Below are 23,643 nucleotides of genomic sequence, written 5' to 3'. Positions count from 1 at the left end.
AAAGAGTGACGCGCTTCGCAACCTGCAATCTGAACAATTAATAAACTGGTACGCTGAGTTAATATAATGTTAACAAACTGTTTATTATCGGGGCTGTGATGACGACGAACACTCATTTCAGAGGTGATGCATTGAAAAAGGTTTGGCTTAACCGTTATCCCGCGGATGTCCCTGCGGAGATCAATCCTGACCGTTATCAATCCCTGATTGAATTATTTGAACACTCGGTACGGCGCTACGCTGACCAGCCCGCATTTGTGAATATGGGCGAAGTGATGACTTTCCGTAAGCTTGAAGAGCGCAGCCGGGCGTTTGCGGCCTATTTACAGGAAGGGTTGGGCTTGCAGAAAGGGGATCGCGTCGCGCTGATGATGCCAAACCTGCTGCAATACCCGGTGGCGCTGTTCGGGATCCTCAGGGCGGGGATGATCGTGGTTAACGTTAACCCGCTCTATACCCCGCGCGAGCTGGAACATCAGTTGAATGACAGCGGTGCGGCGGCGATTGTGATTGTCTCCAACTTTGCCCACACGCTGGAAAAAGTCGCTGAAAGAACCCAGGTTAAGCACGTCATCCTGACGCGCATGGGCGACCAGCTCTCTACCGCGAAAGGTACGCTGGTCAACTTTGTCGTGAAATACGTTAAGCGGCTGGTGCCGAAATACCACCTGCCGGATGCCATCTCCTTCCGCCGCGCGCTGCATGCGGGCTACCGGATGCAGTACGTTAAGCCGGAGATCGTGTCAGAAGATCTGGCGTTCCTGCAATACACCGGCGGTACCACCGGCGTGGCTAAAGGGGCGATGCTGACCCATCGTAATATGCTGGCGAACCTTGAACAGGTGAACGCCACCTACGGGCCACTGCTGCACCCGGGCAAGGAGCTTGTGATCACCGCGCTTCCGCTGTATCACATTTTTGCGCTGACCATGAACTGCCTGCTGTTTATCGAGCTTGGCGGTCAAAACGTATTGATCACCAACCCGCGCGACATTCCGGGGCTGGTTAAAGAGCTGGCGAAATACCCGTTCACCGCCATGACCGGCGTGAACACCCTGTTTAACGCGCTGCTTAACAATAAAGAGTTCCAGCAGCTCGATTTCTCCACGCTGCATCTTTCTGCGGGCGGCGGGATGCCGGTTCAGCAGGCGGTTGCCGAGCGCTGGGTAAAACTCACCGGACAGTATCTGCTGGAAGGCTATGGTCTGACGGAGTGCGCCCCGCTGGTCAGCGTCAACCCGCATGACATCGACTACCACAGCGGCAGTATCGGTCTGCCGGTCCCGTCGACGGAAGCTAAACTGGTGGACGATGAGGGTAACGAAGTGCCTCACGGCGAACCGGGCGAGCTGTGCGTCAGAGGGCCGCAGGTGATGCTGGGCTACTGGCAGCGCCCAGATGCCACGGATGAGATCATCAAAGACGGCTGGCTGTACACCGGCGACATCGCGGTGATGGATGACGAAGGTTTTCTGCGTATCGTCGATCGCAAGAAAGACATGATCCTCGTTTCCGGTTTCAACGTCTATCCGAACGAAATCGAAGACGTGGTGATGCAGCACAGCGGCGTGCTGGAGGTGGCAGCGGTGGGGGTTCCTTCCGGCAGCAGTGGTGAAGCGGTGAAGATATTTGTGGTCAAGAAAGATCCTTCTCTTACCGAGGAAGTGCTGATAACGTTTTGTCGCCGGCAGCTGACGGGCTATAAAGTGCCGAAGCTGGTGGAATTCCGCGATGAGCTGCCGAAATCCAACGTCGGGAAGATATTACGACGAGAATTACGTGACGAAGCCCGTGCCAAAGTGGACAATAAGGCCTGAGCTTCACGTTAATCGCCCAGACGCCGGTTAAGCCGGCGTTTTTTATGGGCGCAAACAAAAGAGAGTCCGATTTGAATTACCAGATGATCACTACCAACGACGAGCTGGCTTCGCTGTGCGAGGTGACGCGTGATTTCCCCGCTATCGCCCTGGATACGGAATTTGTCCGTACCCGCACGTACTACCCGCAACTGGGCCTGATCCAGATGTATGACGGCAAACACGTGTCGTTGATTGACCCCCTCGGCATTACCGACTGGGCGCCAATGCGCGAGCTGTTGCTTGATACCGCCGTGACCAAATATCTGCACGCCGGCAGTGAAGATCTGGAAGTCTTTCTCAACACCTTTGGCATCATGCCGCAGCCGCTGATTGATACCCAGATCCTCGCGGCGTTCAGCGGTCGTCCGCTCTCCTGGGGCTTCGCGGCGATGGTGGAAGAGTACACCGGTCTGACGCTGGATAAGAGCGAATCGCGTACCGACTGGCTCGCGCGCCCGCTGACGGCGCGTCAGCTTGAATACGCCGCGGCAGATGTATTCTACCTGCTGCCGATTGCTGGCCAGCTTATGAAAGAGGCTGAGGCGTCCGGTTGGCTGTCTGCCGCCCTGGACGAGTGCCGCATGACGCAGCAGCGTCGTCAGGAAGTGGTTGATCCGAAAGAGGCCTGGCGTGACATCACTAACGCCTGGCAGCTGCGCACCCGTCAACTGGCCTGTCTGCAACTGCTGGCTGACTGGCGGCTGCGTAAAGCACGTGAGCGCGATCTGGCGGTTAACTTCGTGGTGCGTGAAGAACACCTGTGGGCGGTAGCGCGCTATATGCCGGGTAGCCTTGGCGAACTGGACAGCATTGGCCTTTCCGGGAGTGAGATCCGTTTCCACGGTAAAACGCTGCTCGCGCTGGTAGAGAAAGCTCAGCAGCTGCCGGAGGACGCACTGCCAGAACCACTGCTTAACCTGATGGATATGCCGGGCTACCGCAAGGCGTTCAAAGATATCAAAGCGCTGGTGCAGACGGTGGCGGGGGAAAGCAAACTGAGCGCCGAGCTGCTGGCTTCACGTCGTCAGATTAACCAGCTGCTGAACTGGCACTGGAAGTTGAAACCGCAAAATGGCTTACCGGAACTGGTCGCCGGATGGCGGGGGAAACTGATGGCTGAACGCCTGAACACCCTGCTGGAAGGGTATCCGCGCTAAAGAATTGTAGCCCCGGTAAGCGCCGCGCCACCGGGGAAATTGCCGGGCGGTACGATGCTTGCCCGGCCTACAAAACCACAAACGGATTAACGTGACTCTTCCGCTTCCGGAAGCGTCACGTTCAGCTCCAGAATCGAAATATCCCCGTCTTTTTGCTCCAGCTGAACGGTGACCATTTCCGGGTCAATCTGCACGTATTTGCAGATCACTTCCAGAATGTCTTTGCGCAGCTGCGGCAGGTAGTGCGGTTCGGCGTCGCTACGACGACGTTCCGCCACAATGATTTGCAGACGTTCTTTTGCGATGTTGGCGGTGCTTTTTTTCCGCGAGAGAAAAAAGTCCAGTAATGCCATAACTTATCCTCCGAACAGGCGTTTGAGGAAACCTTTCTTCTCTTCTTCAATGAAGCGGAAAGGACGTTCTTCTCCCAGCAGACGGTCAACGGTATCCGCATACGCTTTACCCGCGTCTGCCTGTGTATCCAGGATCACGGGCTCGCCCTGGTTAGAGGCGCGCAATACGGACTGATCTTCCGGGATCACGCCAACCAGTTTGATGCGCAGGATCTCCAGCACGTCTTCCATGCTCAGCATGTCACCTTTGTTCACCCGACCCGGGTTGTAGCGGGTCAGCAGAAGGTGCTCTTTGATCGGCTCCTGGCCATTTTCCGCGCGACGAGATTTCGAGGCCAGAATGCCGAGAATACGGTCGGAGTCACGTACTGACGAGACTTCCGGGTTAGTAGTGATGATGGCTTCATCCGCGAAGTAGAGCGCCATCAGCGCGCCGGTTTCGATGCCGGCCGGGGAGTCGCAGACCACGAAGTCGAACTCCATCTTTTTCAGATCGTCGAGCACCTTTTCCACGCCTTCACGGGTCAGCGCGTCTTTATCACGGGTCTGGGACGCCGGGAGAATGTAGAGGTTCTCGGTACGCTTATCTTTAATTAGCGCCTGGTTAAGCGTGGCATCGCCCTGAATGACGTTCACGAAGTCATACACCACGCGACGCTCGCAACCCATGATCAGGTCCAGGTTACGCAGACCGATATCGAAGTCGATTACGACGGTTTTCTTTCCCTTCTGGGCCAAACCAGTAGCGATGGCCGCGCTGGAGGTGGTCTTGCCAACGCCTCCTTTACCCGAAGTCACAACAATAATGCGTGCCATAGAAATTCCTTGTTAAAAGGGATCAATTTAACGGTTGAACGGTCAAAGCGTTATCTGCCAGCTGCAGACGAGCCGCTTTGCCATAAAATTCGGCTGGGATTTTATCGCTCAGCCAATATTCACCTGCGATAGACACCAATTCTGCCGTCAGGTGAGTACAAAAAATTTGTGCTTCTCGATCGCCGCTGGCGCCCGCAAGCGCACGCCCACGCATCATACCGTAAACGTGAATATTGCCGTCTGCAATCAGTTCTGCGCCCGCACTGACGTGGCTTGTAACAATCAGATCACAGTTTGGCGCATAAATGCGCTGACCGGAACGAACCGGCAGATCAATCAATCGCGTTTTTGTGACTGGGGCTACATTTTGCGCCGGAGGCGGGGGAGCGGGAACGGTTGCAGGCGTTGCACGCGGGGCTTTTTCTTTGCCCTCGTTCAACAAGGGCAAACCCGCGCGTTCAATTTCGGCTTTTAACTCTGCGTCTTTGCAGCCGCTAATACCCACGATGCGCAACCCCGTGGAGACGACGGCCTGCTGGAGTCGCTTCCAGTTAACCGGCCCCTCAAGGTCGCTTACATTAACGACAACAGGAGCATGCTTAAGAAAAGCGGGAGCCTGCGCGATTTTGTCTTCTAACGCCTGACGAATAACCTCGGGTTTTGCATCATGCAAATGAACCACTGATAAGGTGAAGCTACTGCCTTTAAGCTCGATGGGCGTATTTGACATCCTGGCCTTACTCAATTTGCTATTAACCGCAACACATCGCCGCGATATTCCGAAGAGTATCAGGCATGTTATAGTCAGGAGTATATTGAGGCAAGCAACCACCCATTAATTCAGAGTAAAAACATGTTTTGTGTGATCTACAGAAGTACCAGCCGCGACCAGACCTACCTTTATGTCGAAAAGAAAGACGATTTTTCCCGCGTGCCTGAGGAATTAATGAAAAGCTTTGGCCGACCGCAACTGGCGATGCTGCTGCCGCTGGACGGCCGTAAGAAGCTGGTGAACGCCGATCTGGAGAAAGTCAAAAAGGCGTTAACCGAGCAGGGCTATTATTTACAGCTTCCGCCGCCACCGGAGAATTTATTAAAACAGCATCTTGAGGTGAGCGGAAAGAAATAAGCCCGGGTCATTCCGGGAACAACTCATCAACCGATTAGGGGTCGACCATGTATCAACATCATAACTGGCAAGGTGCATTACTGGATTATCCCGTCAGCAAAGTGATCTGCGTGGGCAGCAACTATGCAAAACATATTCAGGAGATGGGCAGCGCCGTGCCGGATGAGCCGGTTCTGTTTATTAAGCCAGAAACTGCACTGTGCGATATTCGCCAGCCGCTGGTTCTGCCGCAGGGGCTGGGCTCGGTGCATCATGAAGTGGAGCTGGCGGTGCTGATCGGCGCGACGCTGCGCCAGGCGACCGAAGAGCATGTAGAGAAAGCGATTGCGGGTTACGGTGTCGCGCTCGACCTGACCCTGCGCGACGTCCAGAGCAAAATGAAGAAAGCGGGGCAGCCGTGGGAAAAAGCCAAGGGCTTTGACAATTCATGCCCGATTTCCGGTTTCGTTCCGGTGAGTGAATTTACCGACGATCCGCAGAATACGCCCCTCAGCCTGAAGGTCAACGGCGAGATCCGCCAGCAGGGGACGACCGCTGACATGATCCATAAGATCGTTCCGCTGATTGCCTACATGAGCCGCTTCTTCACCCTGAAACCCGGCGACGTGATCCTTACCGGCACTCCGGAAGGTGTGGGGCCGCTGCACAGTGGCGACGAGCTGGACGTCAGTTTTAACGGCCTGTCGCTGAAAACCCGCGTGCTGTAAAAGCACCTTGCCGCCTGAAAAGGGCGGCAAAACTTGCATCAACGTGCCAGACTCGTTATAAGGTGCGCTCTATTTTGACGTGTGGACATCCCGATGAACGACATTCCTTTCTGGCAAAGCAAAACTCTCGACGACATGACCGACGCGGAGTGGGAATCGTTGTGTGACGGCTGTGGGCAGTGCTGCCTGCATAAGCTGATGGATGAAGATTCGGATGAGATCTATTTCACCAACGTAGCCTGCAAGCAGTTAAACATCAAAACCTGCCAGTGCCGCAACTACGAGCGCCGTTTCGACTATGAGCCGGACTGCATCAAGTTAACCCGTGAAAATCTGCCGACCTTTGAGTGGCTGCCGCATACCTGCGCGTATCGCCTGCTGGCGGAAGGTAAAGATCTGCCCACATGGCATCCGCTGTTGACGGGGTCGAAAGCGGCGATGCACGGCGAGCGTATTTCCGTGCGCCACATTGCGGTGAAAGAGTCCGAGGTGCAGGACTGGGAAGACCACATTATGAATCATCCTAATCGGTGATAATAAAAAACCCGCCGAGGCGGGTTTTTTATTGTGCGCAATTTTGTCGGGTGGCGCTGCGCTTACCCGACCTACAAAACTGACGTTGCCGTTTTGCTTTTACCTTCCAAAAAGATCGCGTTTCTTTGGCTTGAACGGCTGGGCAATCAGCACCAGCAGCGCTACCACGAAGTAGGCGACAAAAATGCCCACCAGCCACTGCGGCATCTCCAGCGTCAGAAACTCCCACTGGCGTACAGAGCAGTCACCGGAGGCCACAAACACCTGCGGCAGCCATTTATCCAGCGGCAGCCAGCTCGGGAAGCGGGCCGCAAAGTCGCAGGTCATAAACGGCGACGGGTGAAGCTGCATCTGGGTGTGCTCCCAGGCAAGCGCAATCCCTTTCCCGGCGCTGTACAGCCAGATGGCAATTGCGGCATAGCGTAACGGTGTTTTAGGTGCAATCGCACCTACCAGACCTGCGCCCATAATGCCGAACAGCGCACAACGCTCATAAATACACAGGACGCAAGGTTTCAGCCCCATCACATGCTGAAACCACAGCGCGACCATTTCCAGCGCAAAGGCGGTCAGGGCCATCAACAACCACGCTCCGCGACCGCGTGAGCACTGGTTCAAAAATCGCAACATAATCATTTCCCTGGAACATGCTTAGACAGCGCAGTGTAAACGAATTTTAATGCGCCGCAAGTATACCTGCTTGCAACAACCATTGCGTACAGGGAACGAGAGTAATTTTGATGCACAGCAAACCAACAAGGGTAAGCACCAGCGTGTACGGCAGCGCCATCCAGACCATTCTTCCATAAGAAAGTCGTATGAGTGGCGCCAGCGCCGAGGTCAGCAGGAAGAGGAAGGCCGCCTGACCGTTCGGGGTTGCCACGGAGGGGAGGTTGGTTCCAGTGTTGATCGCCACCGCCAGCAGCTCGAACTGTTCACTGCTGACAATCCCTTGCTCCATCGCGGCTTTAGCCTCATTGATGTATACCGTCCCGACAAAGACGTTATCGGATATAGAAGACAACAGACCGTTAAACAAATAGAACAGCGTTAGCTGCGAATCTGGCGTGGCCTGAAGCACAAACGCGATGATTGGCGCGAACAGATGTTGGTCAATAATCACCGCCACGACGGCGAAAAACACCGCCAGCAGGGCGGTAAACGGCAGCGCTTCGGTAAAGGCTTTTCCGATAGCATGTTCGTCCGTGACGCCGCTCAGGCTGGTTGCCAGAATAATTACCGACAGACCAATCAGCCCCACCTCGGCAAGGTGGAAGGCCAGCGCAGCGATAAGCCACACGCCGATGATGCCCTGTGCAATCAGGCGCAGCGTCTCCTGGCGCGTGCGTTGTTTGCGGCTCTGCTCGTCAAACTTATGCAGCTCCTGACGGACCTGATCGGGCAACTTCGCGCCATACCCAAAAAGGTTGAATTTTTCGACCAGCACGCAGGTCGCTAAGCCGCAGATCAAAACGGGCACGCTGACCGGCGCCATGCGCAGGAAAAATTCGCCAAAATGCCACTCAGCCGCTTTGGCGATAATCAGGTTTTGCGGCTCTCCAACCATTGTCATCACGCCGCCCAGCGCCGTCCCCACGCCCGCATGCATCATCAGGCTGCGCAGAAACGCGCGGAACTGCTCGAGCACATCGCGGTTGTGCGCCTCAACGTGGCTGTCGTCCTGTAAGTTATCGCCAGGACGAGACGAGGCGACCCGGTGGTAAATACCGTAAAAGCCGACGGCGACGCTGATCACCACCGCCACAACCGTCAGCGCATCCAGGAAGGCAGAGAGGAAAGCCGCGGCGAGGCAAAACGCCAGCGAGAGCAGCGTTTTCGACGGAATGCTCAGCAGCAGACGGGTGAAGATAAACAGCAGAAGCTGCTTCATAAAGTAGATCCCCGCCACCATGAAGATCAGCAGTAGCAGGACTTCAAGATTCGACGCAATCTCGTTTTTAACATGCTCCGCGCTGGTCATTCCAATGATCACGGCTTCCAGCGCCAGCAGCCCGCCGGGCAACAGCGGATAGCACTTCAATGCCATCGCCAGGGTAAAGATAAACTCGGCGACCAACATCCACCCGGCAACGAAGGGATCCAGCAAAAAGATAACGGGATTAACGACCAGGAATACCAGTAGAGTGAGTTTGTACCAGTCAGGTGACTGACCTAAAAAGTTGCGCCACAGCGCGCGCCCAAATGAAATTTCCACGACAGACGTCCTTTCCCCGTCAAATAAGACAAGACATCAGTATACGCAAAAACGGCGGCGGAGAGGGGGATAAAGCCATTTTGTAAATTTCATAAAAATGAAACGGCGATCCCTCTTTTCTGTCTCTGCTGCGCTATCTGCCTCTGCGCGCCTCTGGTATGATGAGTGCAATTTGCTAAAGCTGTGTAATGGAAATCTCACTATGGTCATTAAGGCGCAGAGCCCGGCGGGTTTCGCGGAAGAGTACATCATTGAAAGCATCTGGAATAATCGTTTCCCTGCGGGATCAATTCTACCTGCTGAACGCGAACTCTCTGAACTGATTGGCGTCACCCGTACCACGCTGCGAGAAGTGCTCCAGCGTCTGGCGCGCGATGGCTGGTTGACGATACAGCATGGCAAACCCACTAAGGTGAATAACTTCTGGGAAACGTCCGGGCTGAATATTCTGGAAACGCTGGCGCGTCTCGATCACGAAAGCGTACCGCAGCTGATTGACAATCTGCTTTCGGTGCGCACCAACATCGCTACCATTTTCATCCGCACCGCGTTTCGTCAGCATCCTGAAGATGCGCTGAAGGTACTTGCCACCGCCAATGAGGTGGAAGACCACGCGGACGCCTTTGCGACCCTCGACTACAACGTGTTCCGCGGTCTGGCGTTTGCTTCCGGCAATCCGGTTTACGGTCTGATCCTGAATGGAATGAAAGGGTTATATACACGCATTGGTCGTCACTACTTTGCCAACCCTGAAGCCCGCAGCCTGGCGCTCGGCTTCTACCATAAACTGAGCAAGCTCTGCACCGAAGGGCTGCACGATCAGGTCTATGAAACGGTGCGTCGTTATGGCCACGACTCCGGTGAAATCTGGCACCGAATGCAGAAAACCCTGCCGGGCGATCTGGCGATTCAGGGCCGGTAAAAGAAAAAACCTCTCTATTGAGAGGATTTTTTTCGCCCGGTGGCGCTTCGCTTACCGGGCCTACAAAACCCGTAGGCCGGGTAAGGCGTAGCCGCCACCCGGCTAAAACGCACTACAGCGTATTCATTCGCGCCGGACACCGCTCCAGCAGCTCCACGCTGCCATCTTCATTCTGCTGCTCCAGCGACACGTCAAATCCCCACAGGCGATGCACATGCTTCAGCACTTCCTTACGCCCCTTATCCAGCGGCGCGCGGTTGTGAGGGATATAGCGCAGCGTCAAAGAGCGGTCACCGCGCAGATCCACATTCCAGACCTGAATGTTCGGTTCAAGATTGCTCAGGTTGTACTGAGACGACAGGCGCGAGCGGATCTCACGATAGCCCTCTTCGTTGTGGATCGCAGAGATCTCCAGGTAGTTGTTGCGGTCATCATCCAGTACGGTGAAGAAGCGGAAATCACGCATGATCTTCGGCGACATGAACTGGCTGATAAAGCTCTCATCCTTAAAATCACGCATCGCGAAGTGCAGCGTTTCCAGCCAGTCAGAACCGGCAATATCCGGGAACCAGTATTTGTCCTCTTCGGTGGGCGACTGGCAGATACGCTTGATATCCTGGAACATGGCAAAGCCGAGTGCGTACGGGTTAATGCCGCTGTACCACGGGCTGTTATACGCTGGCTGGAATACCACGTTGGTGTGGCTGTGCAAAAACTCCATCATAAACCGCTCGGTGACTTTTCCTTCGTCATACAGGTGGTTAAGAATGGTGTAGTGCCAGAAGGTCGCCCAGCCTTCGTTCATCACCTGGGTCTGCTTCTGAGGATAGAAATACTGGCTCACCTTGCGCACGATGCGCAAGATCTCACGCTGCCACGGCTCCAGCAGTGGGGCGTTCTTCTCCATAAAGTAGAGCAGGTTTTCCTGCGGCTCGGAAGGGTAACGACGCGCCTCGGCGACGGTTTTCTCCTCCTCACGTTTCGGCAGGGTGCGCCACAGCATATTCACCTGGCTTTGCAGATACTCCTCGCGGCTCTTCTGCCGGGCTTTCTCTTCCTGCAATGAGATCTTCTGCGGACGCTTATAGCGGTCAACGCCGTAATTCATCAGCGCGTGGCAGGAGTCCAGTAGCTTCTCTACCTCGTCCACGCCGTAGCGCTCTTCGCAGTCGGTAATGTATTTGCGGGCGAAGATCAGGTAATCGACGATGGAGCTGGCGTCCGTCCAGCTGCGGAAAAGATAGTTATTTTTGAAGAACGAGTTATGTCCATAGCAGGCGTGCGCCATCACCAGCGCCTGCATGGTAATGGTGTTCTCCTCCATCAGATAGGCAATACACGGGTTAGAGTTAATAACGATTTCATACGCCAGCCCCTGCTGTCCGTGCTTATACAGTCGCTCCGTTTCAATGAATTTTTTACCAAACGACCAGTGCGGATAGTTAATCGGCATCCCGACGCTGGAGTAAGCGTCCATCATCTGTTCCGAGGTGATGACTTCAATCTGATGGGGATAGGTGTCCAGACGATAGAGTTTGGCCACCCGGTCGATCTCCGCCAGGTAGACATCCAGCAACTCGAAGGTCCAGTCGGGTCCATCGCTCAGACGGGTGCTGTCCCTTGACATGGAATCTAGTGTAGCCATTAGCGCGCCCTCGTTGTTGGTCGCTCTCTCTGACTGGAGAGCCTCCTTTCAAGCATAGATCACCCCATTCAAATACGCGGGGCGCAGAAATTTTTTCTTTGCGATTTCCCGTTTTCGATACGGCAAAAAAAGCGGTGCTCGCAGAATTTTCTACTGGTTAAAAATAACGCGCAGCAGGAGATCCCAAATAAGCGCTATCCCCTGATACAGCGGGATATGTGAGTTGAGTCACCATAAAAAAGTCATATGTTGAATAATATTTTCAGCTAGGTTATCAATCTGTAATTAGATGATTGTTCTTTTGCTCATAATGGAGTGGCTATGCGTGTTGTCATACTGGGAAGTGGTGTCGTTGGCGTAACCAGCGCCTGGTATTTAAGTCAGGCGGGACATGAGGTTACCGTTATCGATCGCGAATCCGGTCCGGCGCTGGAAACCAGTGCGGCGAATGCGGGGCAGATCTCCCCGGGCTACGCTGCGCCGTGGGCGGCCCCGGGCGTTCCGCTGAAGGCGATCAAATGGATGTTTCAGCGACATGCGCCGCTGGCGATAAGCCTTGACGGCACACAGTTCCAGCTTAAGTGGCTGTGGCAGATGCTGCGCAACTGCGACACCCGCCACTACATGGAAAACAAAGGGCGCATGGTGCGCCTCGCAGAATACAGCCGCGATTGCCTGAAAGCGCTGCGTTCCTCAACGGGGATCGAATATGAAGGGCGCCAGGGCGGCACACTTCAGCTGTTCCGTACCGCGCAACAGTACGAAAACGCGACCCGCGATATCGCCGTGCTTGAAGATGCGGGCGTACCCTATCAGCTGCTGGAAGCCAGCCAACTTGCCCAGGTGGAGCCAGCACTTGCCGAGGTCGCGCACAAGCTGACGGGCGGCCTGCGTTTACCGAACGATGAAACCGGCGACTGCCAGCTTTTCACCCAGCGTCTGGCGCGCATGTGTGAGCAGGCCGGGGTGAAATTCCGCTTCAACACCTCTGTCGACAAGCTGCTGTCGGAAGGGGAGAAGATATACGGCGTGAAGTGTGGAGAAGAGGTGATCAAAGCCGATGCTTACGTGATGGCGTTCGGATCCTATTCTACCGCGATGCTGAAAGGGATCCTGGATATTCCGGTCTATCCGCTGAAAGGCTACTCCCTGACCATTCCCGTGAAAGAGGACAGCGGCGCGCCAGTATCAACCATTCTTGATGAAACTTACAAAATCGCCATCACCCGTTTCGATAACCGGATCCGCGTCGGCGGCATGGCGGAAATCGTGGGCTTCAATACCGAACTGCTCAAACCACGTCGTGAAACGCTGGAGATGGTCGTCGGCGATCTCTTCCCGCGCGGCGGTTTCATTGAGCAGGCGACGTTCTGGACCGGCCTGCGTCCAATGACCCCGGACGGCACGCCGATTGTGGGCCGTACGCCTTACAAAAATCTGTGGACAAATACCGGCCACGGTACGCTTGGCTGGACCATGGCCTGCGGTTCGGGCCAGCTGCTTAGCGACCTGATTTCCGGGCGGACGCCGGCAATTCCGTTTGACGATTTAAGCGCCGCACGCTATCAATCAGGGTTTACCCCCTCGCGTCCACAACACCTGCACGGCGCGCATAATTAAGGAGTCGTCATGTCCCGTCCCATTCTGGCCCAGCTGGATTTGCAGGCGCTGAAGGATAACCTGCAAATTGTTCGTCGTGCTGCGCCGGGTTCTCGTGTCTGGTCGGTGGTGAAAGCCAACGCCTACGGTCATGGTATCGACCGTATCTGGAGTGCGCTCGGCGCCACCGACGGTTTTGCCTTGCTGAATCTGGAAGAGGCCATCCTGCTGCGTGAGCGCGGCTGGAAAGGACCGATCCTGCTGCTGGAAGGATTCTTCCATGCGCAAGATCTGCCTCTGCTGGATAAGTACCGCCTGACGACCAGCGTTCACAGTAACTGGCAGATCAAGGCCATTCAGGACGCGAAGCTGCATGCCCCGCTGGATATCTATCTCAAAGTGAACAGCGGTATGAATCGTCTGGGCTTCCAGCCTGAACGTGTGCACACGGTCTGGCAGCAGCTTCGTGCGCTGAAAAACGTCGGTGAGATGACGCTGATGGCGCATTTTGCCGATGCGGAAAAGCCGGACGGCATTGCCGATGCTATGGTCCGCATTGAGCAGGCGGCAGAAGGGCTGGACTGTCCGCGCTCGCTGTCGAACTCAGCGGCAACGCTCTGGCATCCCGAGGCGCATTACAACTGGGTGCGCCCGGGGATCGTTCTGTACGGCGCGTCACCCTCAGGTCAGTGGCAGGATATCGCCAACAGCGGCCTGAAGCCGGTGATGACGTTACGAAGCGAAATTATCGGCGTGCAAACCCTGAAAGCGGGCGATACGGTGGGCTATGGCAGCCGCTATCGGGCAGCGGGCGAACAGCGTATCGGTATCGTGGCGGGGGGCTATGCAGATGGTTATCCGCGCATCGCCCCGAGCGGCACGCCGGTGTGGGTCGATGGCGTGCGTACGGGCACGGTAGGCACCGTCTCAATGGACATGTTGGCTATTGATTTGACGCCATGTCCTCAGGCGGGGATCGGCTCACCGGTTGAGCTGTGGGGCAACGAGGTTAAAATTGATGATGTGGCCGCTGCGGCGGGCACTGTCGGGTATGAACTGATGTGCGCGCTGGCGTCAAGAGTGCCTGTTGTGACGGTGTAACATGTGTGTGCCGAGTGGCGGCTTCGCCTTACCCGGCCTACAAAAGCCCGAACGTAGGCCGGGTAAGCGTTAGCGCCACCCGGCAAAAAAGCAGCTACTCCTCCTCCTCCTCCATCGGCCTTACGCCGACTTTGCGCACCGCGTTATCCTCTTTCTCGGCCACCGTCCAGACCATCCCGGCAAACTCCACCTGGTCACCGACGACCGGTGCAGCCCCTAATAATTGCTGAATAATCTCGCCCAGTGTTTGCTGGTTATCGCGATTCTCCAGTCCTCCCTCCAGGCCATAAATCAGCGCCACATCCGCAAAGCGGGCGCTGGCTTCGAGGATAAAATCGCCGAAGAAACGCTGATCCAGCGCCACCGGGGGCGACTGGCTGAACAGCTTGCCAAGGGCAGGCAGGTCGCGCTCGCGGCCAATCACGCAGAGGATATCGTTCTCTCGCAGCCGCGTGCTGCCGGTCGGGTGAAGCAGGGCGTTATCCCGGAACAGGGCGGCAATACGCGTTTCAGCGGGCATATGCAGATCGCGTAACGAAGCACCCACGCACCACTTATCGGCGCTTAACTGATAGACAAACTGTTCCCACGGGTTGTCTGGGTGAATATCCAGCCCCACGCGGGAGACCGGCCAGCCAACGGGCGGTACCACCACTTTGGCTTTTTTCGCCGCCCAGCCCAGCGACGTCCCCTGGAACAGCAGCGATACCAGCACCACGAAGAAGGCGACGTTGAAGAACAGACGAGCGTTGTCTAGTCCGGCCATCATCGGGAAAACCGCCAGGATAATCGGCACCGCGCCGCGCAGCCCCACCCAACTGATAAATATCCGCTCACGCAGGTTAAACCCGCGGAACGGCAGCAGCCCGGCAAACACCGACAGCGGACGGGCGATGAAGATCATCCAGGCCGACAAAAGCAGCGCTGGCACGACGATAGGCAGCAGGTCGGAAGGCGTCACCAGCAGGCCCAGCACCAGGAACATGGCGATCTGTGCCAGCCAGGCCAGCCCGTCAAAGTTTTGCAGTATCGCATAACGGTTACGAATCGGTCGGTTGCCCAGCAGGAATCCACAGAGGTAAACCGCCAGAATACCGCTGCCGTCCAGCGCGGTGGTGACGGCAAAGATCAGGATCCCGCCGCTCAGGGCCAGCAGCGGGTAAAGGCCGGAAGGCAGCGTAATACGGTTGATTGTCTGCTGTAACAGGTAACCGCCGCCGAGACCAATGATAATCCCGAGGCCAAACTGCTGGAGGATGTGCCAGGCGAACATCCAGCTCAGGCCAGTTTCGTGCTGCTGGATCATCTCAATCAGGGTGATGGTCAGGAACACCGCCATCGGATCGTTGCTGCCGGATTCAATCTCAAGCGTGGAGCCAACGCGCTCGTTCAGCCCCTTGCCGCCGAGCAGCGAGAACACCGCCGCCGCATCGGTAGAGCCGACAATCGCGCCAATAAGCAGGCCTTCCATCATATCGAGGTTAAACAGCCAGGCTGCCATCATACCGGTCAGGCCGGAGGTGATTAGCACGCCGACGGTAGCCAGAGACAGCGCCGGGCCTAAGGCAACGCGAAACGAACTTGCCTGGGTGCGCATGCCGCCGTCCAGCAAGATCACCGCCAGCGCGAGGTTACTTACCATATAGGCGAAAGGGTAATTATCGAAGGGGATACCGCCGATTCCGTCAACCCCCGCCAGCATGCCGATAGCCAGGAAAATGACAAGAATAGGTATGCCAAGGCGCGATGAAAATGAACTTAATAAAATGCTGAAGGTTACCAGGATGGAACCCAGAATGAAAAGACTGATTATCGCTGTGGCACTCAATGTCGTCTTACTCCCACCTCAATGTGAACGCTGTTATTAAAACCCTAACATATTAACAACTGTATCTGCGTTTTATTGAGGGGGAATAACGGCTTTTTTATGCCTTTAAGACCGGATGACCGCTGATTGTTAACCGACTGCCTGAATTACCGTGTGCAAGGTGCGCCCGGGCACCCAGTGGCAAGGTAACGGTTTGCTGCTCATGGCCGAAATTCAGACCGGCGATCACCGGAATATCCAGCCGGGAACGAATGAAATCGACCATCGTCTCCAGCGTGTAGCCCGCGTCGTAATCGTTGGGGGCTGACCCGCTGAAACTGCCCAGCACAATGGCCGACTGCCGATCCAGGATCCCGGCGTGATAAAGCTGTAACAGCATGCGTTCGACGCGGAACGGGTGTTCGTTGATATCTTCCAGCACCAGAATGCCGTCCTCGATCTGCGGCAGCCACGGTGTCCCAATCAGCGATACCAGCATCGCGAGGTTTCCGCCCCACAGCTGCCCTTCACATTCCCAGTGCGGTCCGTTGCCTTGCCACGCGACGGTAAACGTCGGGTTTTGCAGGGCGCGCCAGAAATGGTCCTGCGTAAACGCATCCAGCTCCGGCGCACCAAAGTTGCCGGCCAGCATCGGGCCGCTAAAGGTAATGACGTTATGCAACGCCAGCAGGCCGAGCTGGATCGCCGTGAAATCGCTGTGTCCGCAGATTAACAGCGGATCCTGCTGCTGGCGTGCGGCCAGCCCGGCCCAGTCGATGCTCTCCAGCAGCCGGCTTGCGCCATAGCCGCCGCGCACGGCCAGCACAATAGTGTTTTCACCTTCCAGCGTCGCCAGGCTGTTGATATCGCTCAGTCTCTGCGCCTCCGTACCGGCAAAACGCTGCATGCGGCGGGGGATAATTGTCTGATTTTCTACCTGATGGCCCATTTCCAGCAGGCGCTGAACGCCCCGCTGTGCCGCCTCCTGGTTGATGCAGTAGCCCGACGGTGCGATGAGATGAAACTGAGGCATGGCAATTCCTTGCTGAATGAGAATCTAATTGTCTATATCATGCCGCTTATACGCCGCCTGCTTCAAGGGGCGACGTACCGCGATGACCGGCTATAAGGATAGATGACGTGAAATTGAGATGGTTTGCTTTTTTGATTGTGTTGCTCGCTGGCTGTAGTTCAAAACATGATTATAAAAATCCCCCCTGGAATCCTGAAGTCCCGGTAAAGCGGGCCATGCAGTGGATGCCGATCAGCGAACAAGCCGGGAAGGCCTGGGGCGTGAGCCCGCGCCTGATCACCGCGATCATCGCCGTGGAGTCCGGCGGTAACCCGACGCTGGTGAGTAAATCGAATGCGGTGGGGCTGATGCAGTTAAAAGCCTCTACGGCGGGAAGAGAGGTCTATCGCTACATGGGCTGGAAGGGACAGCCATCCACCAGCGAGCTGAAAAACCCGGAACGTAATATCTCTATGGGAACCGCTTACCTGAGCATCCTGGAGCATGGCATTCTGAAGGGGATTGACGATCCGGAAGTGATGCAATATGCGCTGGTGGTGTCGTACGTTAACGGAGCTGGCGCGCTGCTCCGAACCTTCTCATCCGATCGCAAAGAGGCGATAGAAGAGATTAACGATATGGATAAAGATGAATTCTTCGAACACGTTGTGAAGAATCATCCGTCAGCACAGGCTCCACGTTATATCTGGAAAGTACAGAAAGCAATGGACGCCATGTAACGTCTTTGTCGGGCGGCAGCACGCTGCCCGACGCCTTTCAGCGCACTTTATTCGCGCGTTCCCGCGCTTCACGCTCCAGTGAAAAAATGATGCGCTGTAGTTCGCGCTCGGCGCCTGGCCCGACATTCAGAAAGCGAAAACTCAATCGCGGCGTGGTAATGGTTTCGTTTTTGCCGTCCACCACCTTGCGCTCGCTGATGGCAATCAGCTGGGCGTCAAACCAGAAGCGTCCCCATCCGCCCATATCCAGCTCGATCTGACTAAAACGCATACCTTCCACCAGCCCTTCCGGCTTCGGCATATCCATCAACGCTCCCATGCCGCCCAGCGACAGGTCGAAGAGACGAAAGCGGATCTCTTTTTTGTCCGGCATTTTCGCCTTACAGAAGTAGGCCGGGTGAAGCGGGGCGCTGATGCGAAAATACTCGCGGCGCTGCACGAACCAGAGATTAGCGGGCAGGGGGGTGATAAACGCAGGCAAACCCTGGTACACGATCGTGGTCAGGCGAGGCAGTATAAACTCAACTTTAGCCCCCTGCGTTTCGGCCATCACCGAGAGGTTTTCTGCCTGTAGCGCGGCACGGTTTTCATCGCTCTGGCTACCCAGATCCACGATCAGGTGTTCTGCCGTCACGTCCAGGATCTTGCTGATAAACTGGCTGGTTGACCAGTTGATGCGCAGCGGCACCTCGCCCTTTTTCAGGTCGCGTAACACCCCTAATACAGCCAGCGGATTTTGTTTCAGGAACTGCTCACTGTAGCTACTCACGCCAGATGGCTCCTCGATAGATGACAGACTGTCTCTGGGTTATCGGCACGCTGGCATGAAACTTAATACAAACGATCTGTTTTTCTCCGCTGATATTGATTCGGTAATAAAAATGATAATAATTGTCGTTCCCAATATCATCTAATAATAAGACGACACTATGAGCACCTCACGTTTTGCGTTATGCGCGTTGGCAGGCGCCGTTACGCTGGCATTACAGACACAGGCTTTCGCAGAAGAACCCACCATCGTGGTAACCGGTACAGAGCAGGGCAGCGCGCTCCCTGCCTGGACCAATAGCGCCACGAAATCAGCCGTCGCGGAAAGTAAAACGCCGCAGGTGATCAACACCATCGCCGCTAAAGAGATTGAGCAGCGGCACGCCAGTTCGGTAAACGAGATCCTGCGCTATGCGCCGGGCGTTTCCACGGAGGTGCGCGGGAGCACCTCTTACATGAGCGAGTACAAAATCCGCGGGTTCAACGTCGATCAGGAGTTCTACAACGGCCTGCAACTTCCCTATAACGTCACCGGGAACACCAAAGCGCGAATCGATCCGCTGCTGATTGAGAGCGTCGATATCCTGAAGGGGCCGTCATCCGTGCTGTATGGCGGCGGCTCCCCGGGTGGGCTGGTCAATATTCAGAGTAAAAAGCCGCAGAAAGAGGCGAAAACGGAACTGGGCTTTAATACCGGAAACCGCAATCTGAAAGAGGGGTACCTGGATTCCACGGGGCAGATCGCGAACAGCGACTGGAACTATCGTCTGCTGGGCAAAGCGACGGAAAGTGACGAACAGGCGCACACCACGCGCTATGAAAACTATCTGGTGGCCCCCTCCGTTACCTGGCAGCCGGATGACAAAACGCGCCTGACCATTGACGCGCTGGCGCAAAATACGCCGAGCCTGACGCCGTCTGATCCGATGCCGCTAAGCTATCTGCGGTCTAAATACGCCGATCGTCGTGACTATGCCGGGGATGAGTGGAGCGGCTTCAAACAGCGCCAGTGGATGCTGGGCTACAGCTTTGAACATGAGTTTGACAGTGGCTGGGGCTTTAACCAGAAAGCGCGCTACTTTGACGTGGATACCCACCAGCGCAGCGCCTATTCCACCGGGACGGGCAGCGAGGTCTACCAGCTTAACCGCTTCGCCTATACCACGGATGAAGATTTGCAGAGCTTCAACATTGATAATCAGGTTACCCGAACCGTCGCGCTGGGGGACTGGCAACATCATCTGCTGGCGGGCTTTGACTACCAGAAGCTGAACTCTCACTTCCATTATCGTTACGCCTCGTCCACACCGGGTATCGATATGCGCAATCCGGATCACTCGCAGATCGATAACGATGCGCTGGGGCTTGAAACCGCGCAGAAAAACCGTCTCGGCTATCAGCAGAATGGCTATTACCTTCAGGATCAGATTGCGTTTGGCGGGCTTAACGTGCTGGCCAGCCTGCGCTTTGACGACTACCGTTCCGTCACCACCAACTATCTGCAAAACGGTGACAAAGCCTGGGTATCGCAGGATCGCCTCACCAAACGACTGGGGGCGCTTTATGCCTTCGAAAATGGTCTCTCGCCGTTTATCAGCTATTCGGAAGGTTTCGCACCGGTATCGCCGCAGGGTACGCTGACCGCGAAAGACGTTAAGCCCACCACCAGTAAGCAGGTGGAGGGTGGGGTGAAATATCTGCTGGCGGAATATGCAACTACCTTCACCGCCTCGGTGTTTAACATTCGTCAGAAAAATGTGGTGACCAGCGATCCGGGCTTCCTCAACTACCGACAGACCGGGGAAGTGGAATCGAAAGGCGCGGAGCTTTCCGCTATTAGTCGTCCAACGGATAACCTGACGCTAATTGCTAATTATGCCTACACCCACGCCATCAATACCGAAGATGACAAGTACCAGGGCAAACGACCGACGCAGGTCCCTGAGAACGCCTTTAATCTGTGGGGAGATTACACCTTTGACAGCACGCCGCTGAGAGGGTTAACGCTGGGGGCTGGTGCACGCTACACCGGGCCGATGGAGATCTCGCCAGCCAATGACGCAGGCAAGCTGGGCGGTACGACGCAGTACGATCTGGCGGCATCTTACCGCATGGGCGAACTGGCGCCATCGCTGGAGGGGCTGACGCTGAAAGCGAGCGCGCAGAACGTCACCAACAAAGAGACGCTCACCTGCTATGACGCGACCAACTGCTGGATAGGCCGCGACCGCACCTTCCAGGTCGGGGCGAGCTACAGCTTCTGAAAAAAGCCCGGTGGCGCTACCGCACTGAACAGTCCCCTCGCCCCTTTGGGGAGAGGGTTAGGGTGAGGGGCGCTACTGCGCCGCCTGTTTAGCAGGTGCAACATCATCGTTTGCCGCAGACTGATTCTCCGGTACGCTGTCGCACGGCTTCTCTTTCGGGCAGACCATGTCCAGCATCCTGAGCGTCACACCGTTACTCCAGCCGAAACCGTCCTGCAACGGATACTCACCGCCGCCACCGCCGGTACCTGTCGAAGAGACATCGTACTTCTCAACCAGTTTCTTCTCGCGATCGTAGGTATGCTGAACGTTTTTCAGGAAACGCCAGGTCACGTCCATCGCCACTTTCTGCTGACCATAGTTCTGCAACCCTTCCACCGCTACCCACTGCAACGGCGCCCAGCCGTTCGGCGCATCCCACTGCTGCCCGCTGTTGATGGTGGTGGTAGAAATACCGCCCGGTTTCAGCAGGCGCGACGATGCGGCTGCGGCCACTTTATCGGCGCGATCCTGTGATGCGGCCTTCACATACAGCGGGAAGAGGGCCGCGGCAGTCAGCTGATTACGCACCTTCCTGGTTTTCAGATCGTAATCCGCATACCAGCCCTCTTTATCGTTCCACAGGTGGCTCTCCATGGCTTTCTGACGTGCGGAGGCCAGCGCGTCATATTTACTTGCGCTTGCGGTATCCCCGTCTTCCTGGCTGGCACGGGCCAGCAGTTTTTCCATCTTAAACATCAGCGCATTCAGATCCACCGGCACGATGCTGGTGGTGCGGATGGTACCCAGCTTCTGGGGATCGTCCATCCAGCGGGAGCTGAAATCCCAGCCCGAGGCCGCGGCAGAGCGCAGATCACGGTAAATCTCGGTGGCCGGACGGTTAGGGTTATTTTTGGCGGTGGTCACGTCATCCAGCCACGACTCAGGGCGTGGCGTGTCCAGATCGTCCCAGTAGCGGTTGAGGAGGGAGCCGTCATCCAGCTTCACTACGCGTTTGTTTGCCTGACCAGGCTGGAGCCCATCAGCCCCCTCCATCCAGTAGGCATACTCCTTCTCCATCTGCGGACGGTATTTCTTCAACGCGTCGCTGTCATGCGTGGCCAACAGTTCCACCATCAAAGAAAAGAAAGGCGGCTGAGAGCGGCTCAGGTAGTAACTGCGGTTACCGTTAGGGATATGGCCCCAGGTATCAAGCTCGTATGCGAAGTTGTCCACCATGTCGCCGATCTTATCCCAGTGGCCGCTCTCGGCCAGCCCCAGCATGGTGAAATAGCTGTCCCAGTAATAGACTTCGCGGAAGCGTCCTCCCGGCACGACATAGGGTTTTGGCAGAGGCAGGAGGGAGTCCCATTTGTTCGCTTTGTCGGTGGTGCGGGTCAGCACAGGCCACAGATCGTCTATGTGTTCGCGCAGGCTCTGGCCCTCAGGGGGAACATATTTCTCACCCTCCTTCGGCAGGATAAAGTTCATCTCCACGAAGTGACGCAGGTCAAAACCGGACTGGGTATGCTGCATCCGGTAATCCGCCAGGATCATCAGCGGGTCGCTTTTGGGAACGGCATCCGCGAAGGTTTTCTGATCCGGGAACAGTTTGGCGCTCTGAACGTCATTAAAGAGGGGGCCAAGAAGAATATCAGGTGAGCTTTGCTGGCTCGTTGGCTGGTCTTCAGCATAACCAAATGCGGTAACACCGAGTAGTGCGCCTGCCAACGCAAGGGGTAAAAAAGCGGGGCGTCGTGCGCGAGGTCTTATCATCGGTTCGTCTCCTGTCTTCGCTGAGCAGCGTGACCGCTGTTGTCAATTACCTGAAAACCTTAGACGAATATCGATAACTTCGCGTGTTGAATGTCCCATTTTTCGCATAACCAGATAATTCGGGTGCGCTTTCACTACACCAGGGTTGGATTACTTAATTTTTAACCACACCACGGAAAGGCCGGGTAAGCTTCACGCCACCCGGCTTAAGCCCTACAACCCTTTTTTATCCATCAGCACCGCCAAATCCACCAGACGGTTTGAGAAGCCCCACTCGTTGTCATACCACGACAGGATCTTCACCATATTCCCGCCAATCACCAGCGTTGAAAGCCCGTCGATAATGGATGAGCGCGGGTCGCCCTGATAATCACTGGAGACAAGCGGTTCATCGCTGTAGCCCAGGATGCCTTTCAGCGGCCCGCTACCGGCAGCCTGACGGAACGCGTCATTCACCTCTTCGGCGGTCACGTTGCGGCTCAGCGTCACCGTCAGATCGACAATCGACACCACTGGCACCGGCACGCGCAGGGAATACCCGGTGAGTTTACCGTCCAGTTCGGGGATTACTTTCCCGAGCGCTTTTGCCGCGCCGCTGGAATAAGGCACAATCGATAATGCTGCCGCACGCGCGCCGCGCAGATCTTTTTCTGGCTGGTCATGCAGCGCCTGGCTGTTGGTGTAGGCATGCGTGGTGTTCATCAGCCCGTGTTCAATGCCAAACTGCTGGTGCAGCACCTGCGCCGCTGGCGCCAGACCGTTAGTGGTGCAACTCCCGTTACTGACCACAAAATGCTGGGCCGGATCGTACAGCGTGTGGTTCACGCCCATTACCACCGTAAGATCATCATTTTTAGCCGGGGCGGAAATAATGACGCGTTTTGCGCCGCCGCTCGTGATATGCACCGCCGCTTTATCACGTTCGGTGAAGAAACCGGTGGCTTCTATTACCACCTCAACGTCAGCGTCTTTCCACGGAATGTTTGCCGGGTCGCGTTCACTGAATACGGTGATGCGTTGCCCGTCAACCTGTAGCGCGCCGTCCGCCGCTTCCACAGGTACCGGTAGCGTGCCGAGCAGAGAGTCATATTTCAGCAGATGGGCGAGGGTTTTACTGTCCGTCAGATCGTTAATGGCCACAATCTGGAGATCCGGATTGCCCAGCGCCGCGCGCAGGACATTACGTCCGATACGGCCGAAACCGTTAATACCGACCTTAACCATGATGCACTCCTTATCTGTGTTGTCTGGAGTTACTGT

The 23,643-nt window shown here is 56.0% G+C and carries 20 protein-coding genes and 1 pseudogene; 10 read left to right on the top strand and 11 right to left on the bottom strand.

Translation table 11 applies throughout. The features are described from left to right. Window positions 1–131 precede the first annotated feature (131 nt). Together fadD and rnd are read left to right on the top strand one after the other, a co-directional pair. Entirely contained in the window at window positions 132–1,817 is a 1,686-nt protein-coding gene (fadD, locus tag ACOTX2_RS00315) for a long-chain-fatty-acid--CoA ligase FadD (RefSeq protein WP_074136346.1), read from the top strand. A gap of 83 nt (window positions 1,818–1,900) precedes the next feature. Further along, complete coding sequence (gene rnd / locus ACOTX2_RS00310) at window positions 1,901–3,016, top strand: ribonuclease D (protein WP_421625874.1); 1,116 nt, start codon at window positions 1,901–1,903, stop codon at window positions 3,014–3,016. An 86-nt stretch (window positions 3,017–3,102) separates the two neighbouring features. Here rnd and minE read toward each other — a convergent pair whose 3' ends face one another. Genes minE through minC form a run of 3 tightly spaced genes read right to left on the bottom strand, consistent with a single transcriptional unit; the run spans window position 3,103 to window position 4,915 of the window. Further along, window positions 3,103–3,369 carry a cell division topological specificity factor MinE gene (gene minE, locus ACOTX2_RS00305; RefSeq protein WP_003859937.1) on the bottom strand — a complete coding sequence of 89 codons (267 nt, stop codon included), beginning with the start codon at window positions 3,367–3,369 and terminating at the stop codon, window positions 3,103–3,105. 3 nt (window positions 3,370–3,372) lie between these two features. Next, on the bottom strand, window positions 3,373–4,185 hold the full coding sequence (gene minD / locus ACOTX2_RS00300; protein ID WP_003859938.1) for a septum site-determining protein MinD: 813 nt from the start codon (window positions 4,183–4,185) through the stop codon (window positions 3,373–3,375). Between the two features lie 22 nt (window positions 4,186–4,207). After that, window positions 4,208–4,915: a septum site-determining protein MinC gene (minC, locus tag ACOTX2_RS00295; RefSeq protein ID WP_015570311.1), complete on the bottom strand. Its 708-nt coding sequence runs from the start codon at window positions 4,913–4,915 to the stop codon at window positions 4,208–4,210. 123 nt (window positions 4,916–5,038) lie between these two features. Between minC and ACOTX2_RS00290 the strand changes: the two genes are divergently transcribed. From ACOTX2_RS00290 to ACOTX2_RS00280, 3 genes are all read left to right on the top strand, one after another. After that, on the top strand, window positions 5,039–5,314 hold the full coding sequence (locus ACOTX2_RS00290; RefSeq protein WP_006810982.1) for a YcgL domain-containing protein: 276 nt from the start codon (window positions 5,039–5,041) through the stop codon (window positions 5,312–5,314). A 47-nt stretch (window positions 5,315–5,361) separates the two neighbouring features. Beyond that, the gene (locus tag ACOTX2_RS00285; RefSeq protein WP_022648433.1) at window positions 5,362–6,021 is read left to right on the top strand and encodes a fumarylacetoacetate hydrolase family protein; all 660 of its coding nucleotides are present in this window, start codon (window positions 5,362–5,364) and stop codon (window positions 6,019–6,021) included. 93 nt (window positions 6,022–6,114) lie between these two features. After that, a complete protein-coding gene (locus tag ACOTX2_RS00280) occupies window positions 6,115–6,555 on the top strand; it encodes a YcgN family cysteine cluster protein (protein ID WP_022648432.1) in 441 nt (146 codons plus the stop codon). A gap of 99 nt (window positions 6,556–6,654) precedes the next feature. Here the strand turns inward: ACOTX2_RS00280 and dsbB are convergent, their stop codons facing one another. Together dsbB and nhaB are read right to left on the bottom strand one after the other, a co-directional pair. Continuing rightward, window positions 6,655–7,185, bottom strand: coding sequence for a disulfide bond formation protein DsbB (gene dsbB / locus ACOTX2_RS00275; RefSeq protein ID WP_032622423.1), 531 nt, complete (start codon window positions 7,183–7,185; stop codon window positions 6,655–6,657). A 46-nt stretch (window positions 7,186–7,231) separates the two neighbouring features. Then, complete coding sequence (gene nhaB / locus ACOTX2_RS00270; protein WP_023306467.1) at window positions 7,232–8,770, bottom strand: Na(+)/H(+) antiporter NhaB; 1,539 nt, start codon at window positions 8,768–8,770, stop codon at window positions 7,232–7,234. 202 nt (window positions 8,771–8,972) lie between these two features. On the opposite strand from nhaB, the gene fadR reads away from it, so the two are divergent. Beyond that, window positions 8,973–9,692, top strand: coding sequence for a fatty acid metabolism transcriptional regulator FadR (gene fadR, locus ACOTX2_RS00265; protein ID WP_003859951.1), 720 nt, complete (start codon window positions 8,973–8,975; stop codon window positions 9,690–9,692). A gap of 112 nt (window positions 9,693–9,804) precedes the next feature. Here the strand turns inward: fadR and ACOTX2_RS00260 are convergent, their stop codons facing one another. Then, complete coding sequence (locus ACOTX2_RS00260; protein ID WP_048966754.1) at window positions 9,805–11,337, bottom strand: SpoVR family protein; 1,533 nt, start codon at window positions 11,335–11,337, stop codon at window positions 9,805–9,807. 321 nt (window positions 11,338–11,658) lie between these two features. On the opposite strand from ACOTX2_RS00260, the gene ACOTX2_RS00255 reads away from it, so the two are divergent. Together ACOTX2_RS00255 and dadX are read left to right on the top strand one after the other, a co-directional pair. After that, window positions 11,659–12,957 (top strand): D-amino acid dehydrogenase, encoded by a 1,299-nt coding sequence (locus tag ACOTX2_RS00255; protein WP_063147822.1) that lies wholly within the window; start codon window positions 11,659–11,661, stop codon window positions 12,955–12,957. Between the two features lie 9 nt (window positions 12,958–12,966). Next, the gene (dadX, locus tag ACOTX2_RS00250) at window positions 12,967–14,037 is read left to right on the top strand and encodes a catabolic alanine racemase DadX (protein WP_022648427.1); all 1,071 of its coding nucleotides are present in this window, start codon (window positions 12,967–12,969) and stop codon (window positions 14,035–14,037) included. Between the two features lie 160 nt (window positions 14,038–14,197). Here dadX and ACOTX2_RS00245 read toward each other — a convergent pair. Together ACOTX2_RS00245 and ldcA are read right to left on the bottom strand one after the other, a co-directional pair. Further along, a pseudogene (locus ACOTX2_RS00245) lies at window positions 14,198–15,865 on the bottom strand (potassium/proton antiporter); the annotation flags it as partial. A gap of 97 nt (window positions 15,866–15,962) precedes the next feature. Then, window positions 15,963–16,877, bottom strand: a complete 915-nt coding sequence (gene ldcA / locus ACOTX2_RS00240) for a muramoyltetrapeptide carboxypeptidase (protein ID WP_063147823.1) — start codon at window positions 16,875–16,877, stop codon at window positions 15,963–15,965. 107 nt (window positions 16,878–16,984) lie between these two features. Between ldcA and emtA the strand changes: the two genes are divergently transcribed. Continuing rightward, window positions 16,985–17,596 (top strand): membrane-bound lytic murein transglycosylase EmtA, encoded by a 612-nt coding sequence (gene emtA / locus ACOTX2_RS00235; RefSeq protein ID WP_022648424.1) that lies wholly within the window; start codon window positions 16,985–16,987, stop codon window positions 17,594–17,596. Window positions 17,597–17,633: 37 nt separating this feature from the next. On the opposite strand, the gene ycgR is transcribed toward emtA, so the two are convergent. Further along, window positions 17,634–18,365 (bottom strand): flagellar brake protein YcgR, encoded by a 732-nt coding sequence (gene ycgR / locus ACOTX2_RS00230; RefSeq protein WP_022648423.1) that lies wholly within the window; start codon window positions 18,363–18,365, stop codon window positions 17,634–17,636. Window positions 18,366–18,525: 160 nt separating this feature from the next. On the opposite strand from ycgR, the gene ACOTX2_RS00225 reads away from it, so the two are divergent. Next, entirely contained in the window at window positions 18,526–20,628 is a 2,103-nt protein-coding gene (locus ACOTX2_RS00225; RefSeq protein ID WP_063147824.1) for a TonB-dependent siderophore receptor, read from the top strand. 72 nt (window positions 20,629–20,700) lie between these two features. Here the strand turns inward: ACOTX2_RS00225 and ACOTX2_RS00220 are convergent, their stop codons facing one another. Together ACOTX2_RS00220 and gap are read right to left on the bottom strand one after the other, a co-directional pair. Next, entirely contained in the window at window positions 20,701–22,383 is a 1,683-nt protein-coding gene (locus tag ACOTX2_RS00220; protein ID WP_045623225.1) for an alpha,alpha-trehalase, read from the bottom strand. 213 nt (window positions 22,384–22,596) lie between these two features. Continuing rightward, a complete protein-coding gene (gene gap / locus ACOTX2_RS00215) occupies window positions 22,597–23,607 on the bottom strand; it encodes a type I glyceraldehyde-3-phosphate dehydrogenase (RefSeq protein ID WP_023306461.1) in 1,011 nt (336 codons plus the stop codon). Between the last annotated feature and the right edge of the window lie 36 nt (window positions 23,608–23,643).

Origin of the sequence: Enterobacter cloacae complex sp. IR5412, assembly GCF_049237385.1 — a bacterium.
Lineage (GTDB): Bacteria > Pseudomonadota > Gammaproteobacteria > Enterobacterales > Enterobacteriaceae > Enterobacter > Enterobacter intestinihominis.
Note: the sequence above shows the minus strand (reverse complement) of the source record. Positions and strands in the feature narration are given on the sequence as shown.

Bases quoted from the DNA above. Each gene is read 5' to 3' on its own strand.
- rnd (WP_421625874.1), top strand. From the start codon at position 1,901: ATGATCACTACCAACGACGAGCTGGCTTCGCTGTGCGAGGTGACGCGT.
- minE (WP_003859937.1), bottom strand. From the start codon at position 3,369: ATGGCATTACTGGACTTTTTTCTCTCGCGGAAAAAAAGCACCGCCAAC.
- minD (WP_003859938.1), bottom strand. From the start codon at position 4,185: ATGGCACGCATTATTGTTGTGACTTCGGGTAAAGGAGGCGTTGGCAAG.
- minC (WP_015570311.1), bottom strand. From the start codon at position 4,915: ATGTCAAATACGCCCATCGAGCTTAAAGGCAGTAGCTTCACCTTATCA.
- ACOTX2_RS00290 (WP_006810982.1), top strand. From the start codon at position 5,039: ATGTTTTGTGTGATCTACAGAAGTACCAGCCGCGACCAGACCTACCTT.
- ACOTX2_RS00285 (WP_022648433.1), top strand. From the start codon at position 5,362: ATGTATCAACATCATAACTGGCAAGGTGCATTACTGGATTATCCCGTC.
- ACOTX2_RS00280 (WP_022648432.1), top strand. From the start codon at position 6,115: ATGAACGACATTCCTTTCTGGCAAAGCAAAACTCTCGACGACATGACC.
- dsbB (WP_032622423.1), bottom strand. From the start codon at position 7,185: ATGTTGCGATTTTTGAACCAGTGCTCACGCGGTCGCGGAGCGTGGTTG.
- fadR (WP_003859951.1), top strand. From the start codon at position 8,973: ATGGTCATTAAGGCGCAGAGCCCGGCGGGTTTCGCGGAAGAGTACATC.
- ACOTX2_RS00260 (WP_048966754.1), bottom strand. From the start codon at position 11,337: ATGGCTACACTAGATTCCATGTCAAGGGACAGCACCCGTCTGAGCGAT.
- ACOTX2_RS00255 (WP_063147822.1), top strand. From the start codon at position 11,659: ATGCGTGTTGTCATACTGGGAAGTGGTGTCGTTGGCGTAACCAGCGCC.
- dadX (WP_022648427.1), top strand. From the start codon at position 12,967: ATGTCCCGTCCCATTCTGGCCCAGCTGGATTTGCAGGCGCTGAAGGAT.
- ldcA (WP_063147823.1), bottom strand. From the start codon at position 16,877: ATGCCTCAGTTTCATCTCATCGCACCGTCGGGCTACTGCATCAACCAG.
- ACOTX2_RS00225 (WP_063147824.1), top strand. From the start codon at position 18,526: ATGAGCACCTCACGTTTTGCGTTATGCGCGTTGGCAGGCGCCGTTACG.
- ACOTX2_RS00220 (WP_045623225.1), bottom strand. From the start codon at position 22,383: ATGATAAGACCTCGCGCACGACGCCCCGCTTTTTTACCCCTTGCGTTG.
- gap (WP_023306461.1), bottom strand. From the start codon at position 23,607: ATGGTTAAGGTCGGTATTAACGGTTTCGGCCGTATCGGACGTAATGTC.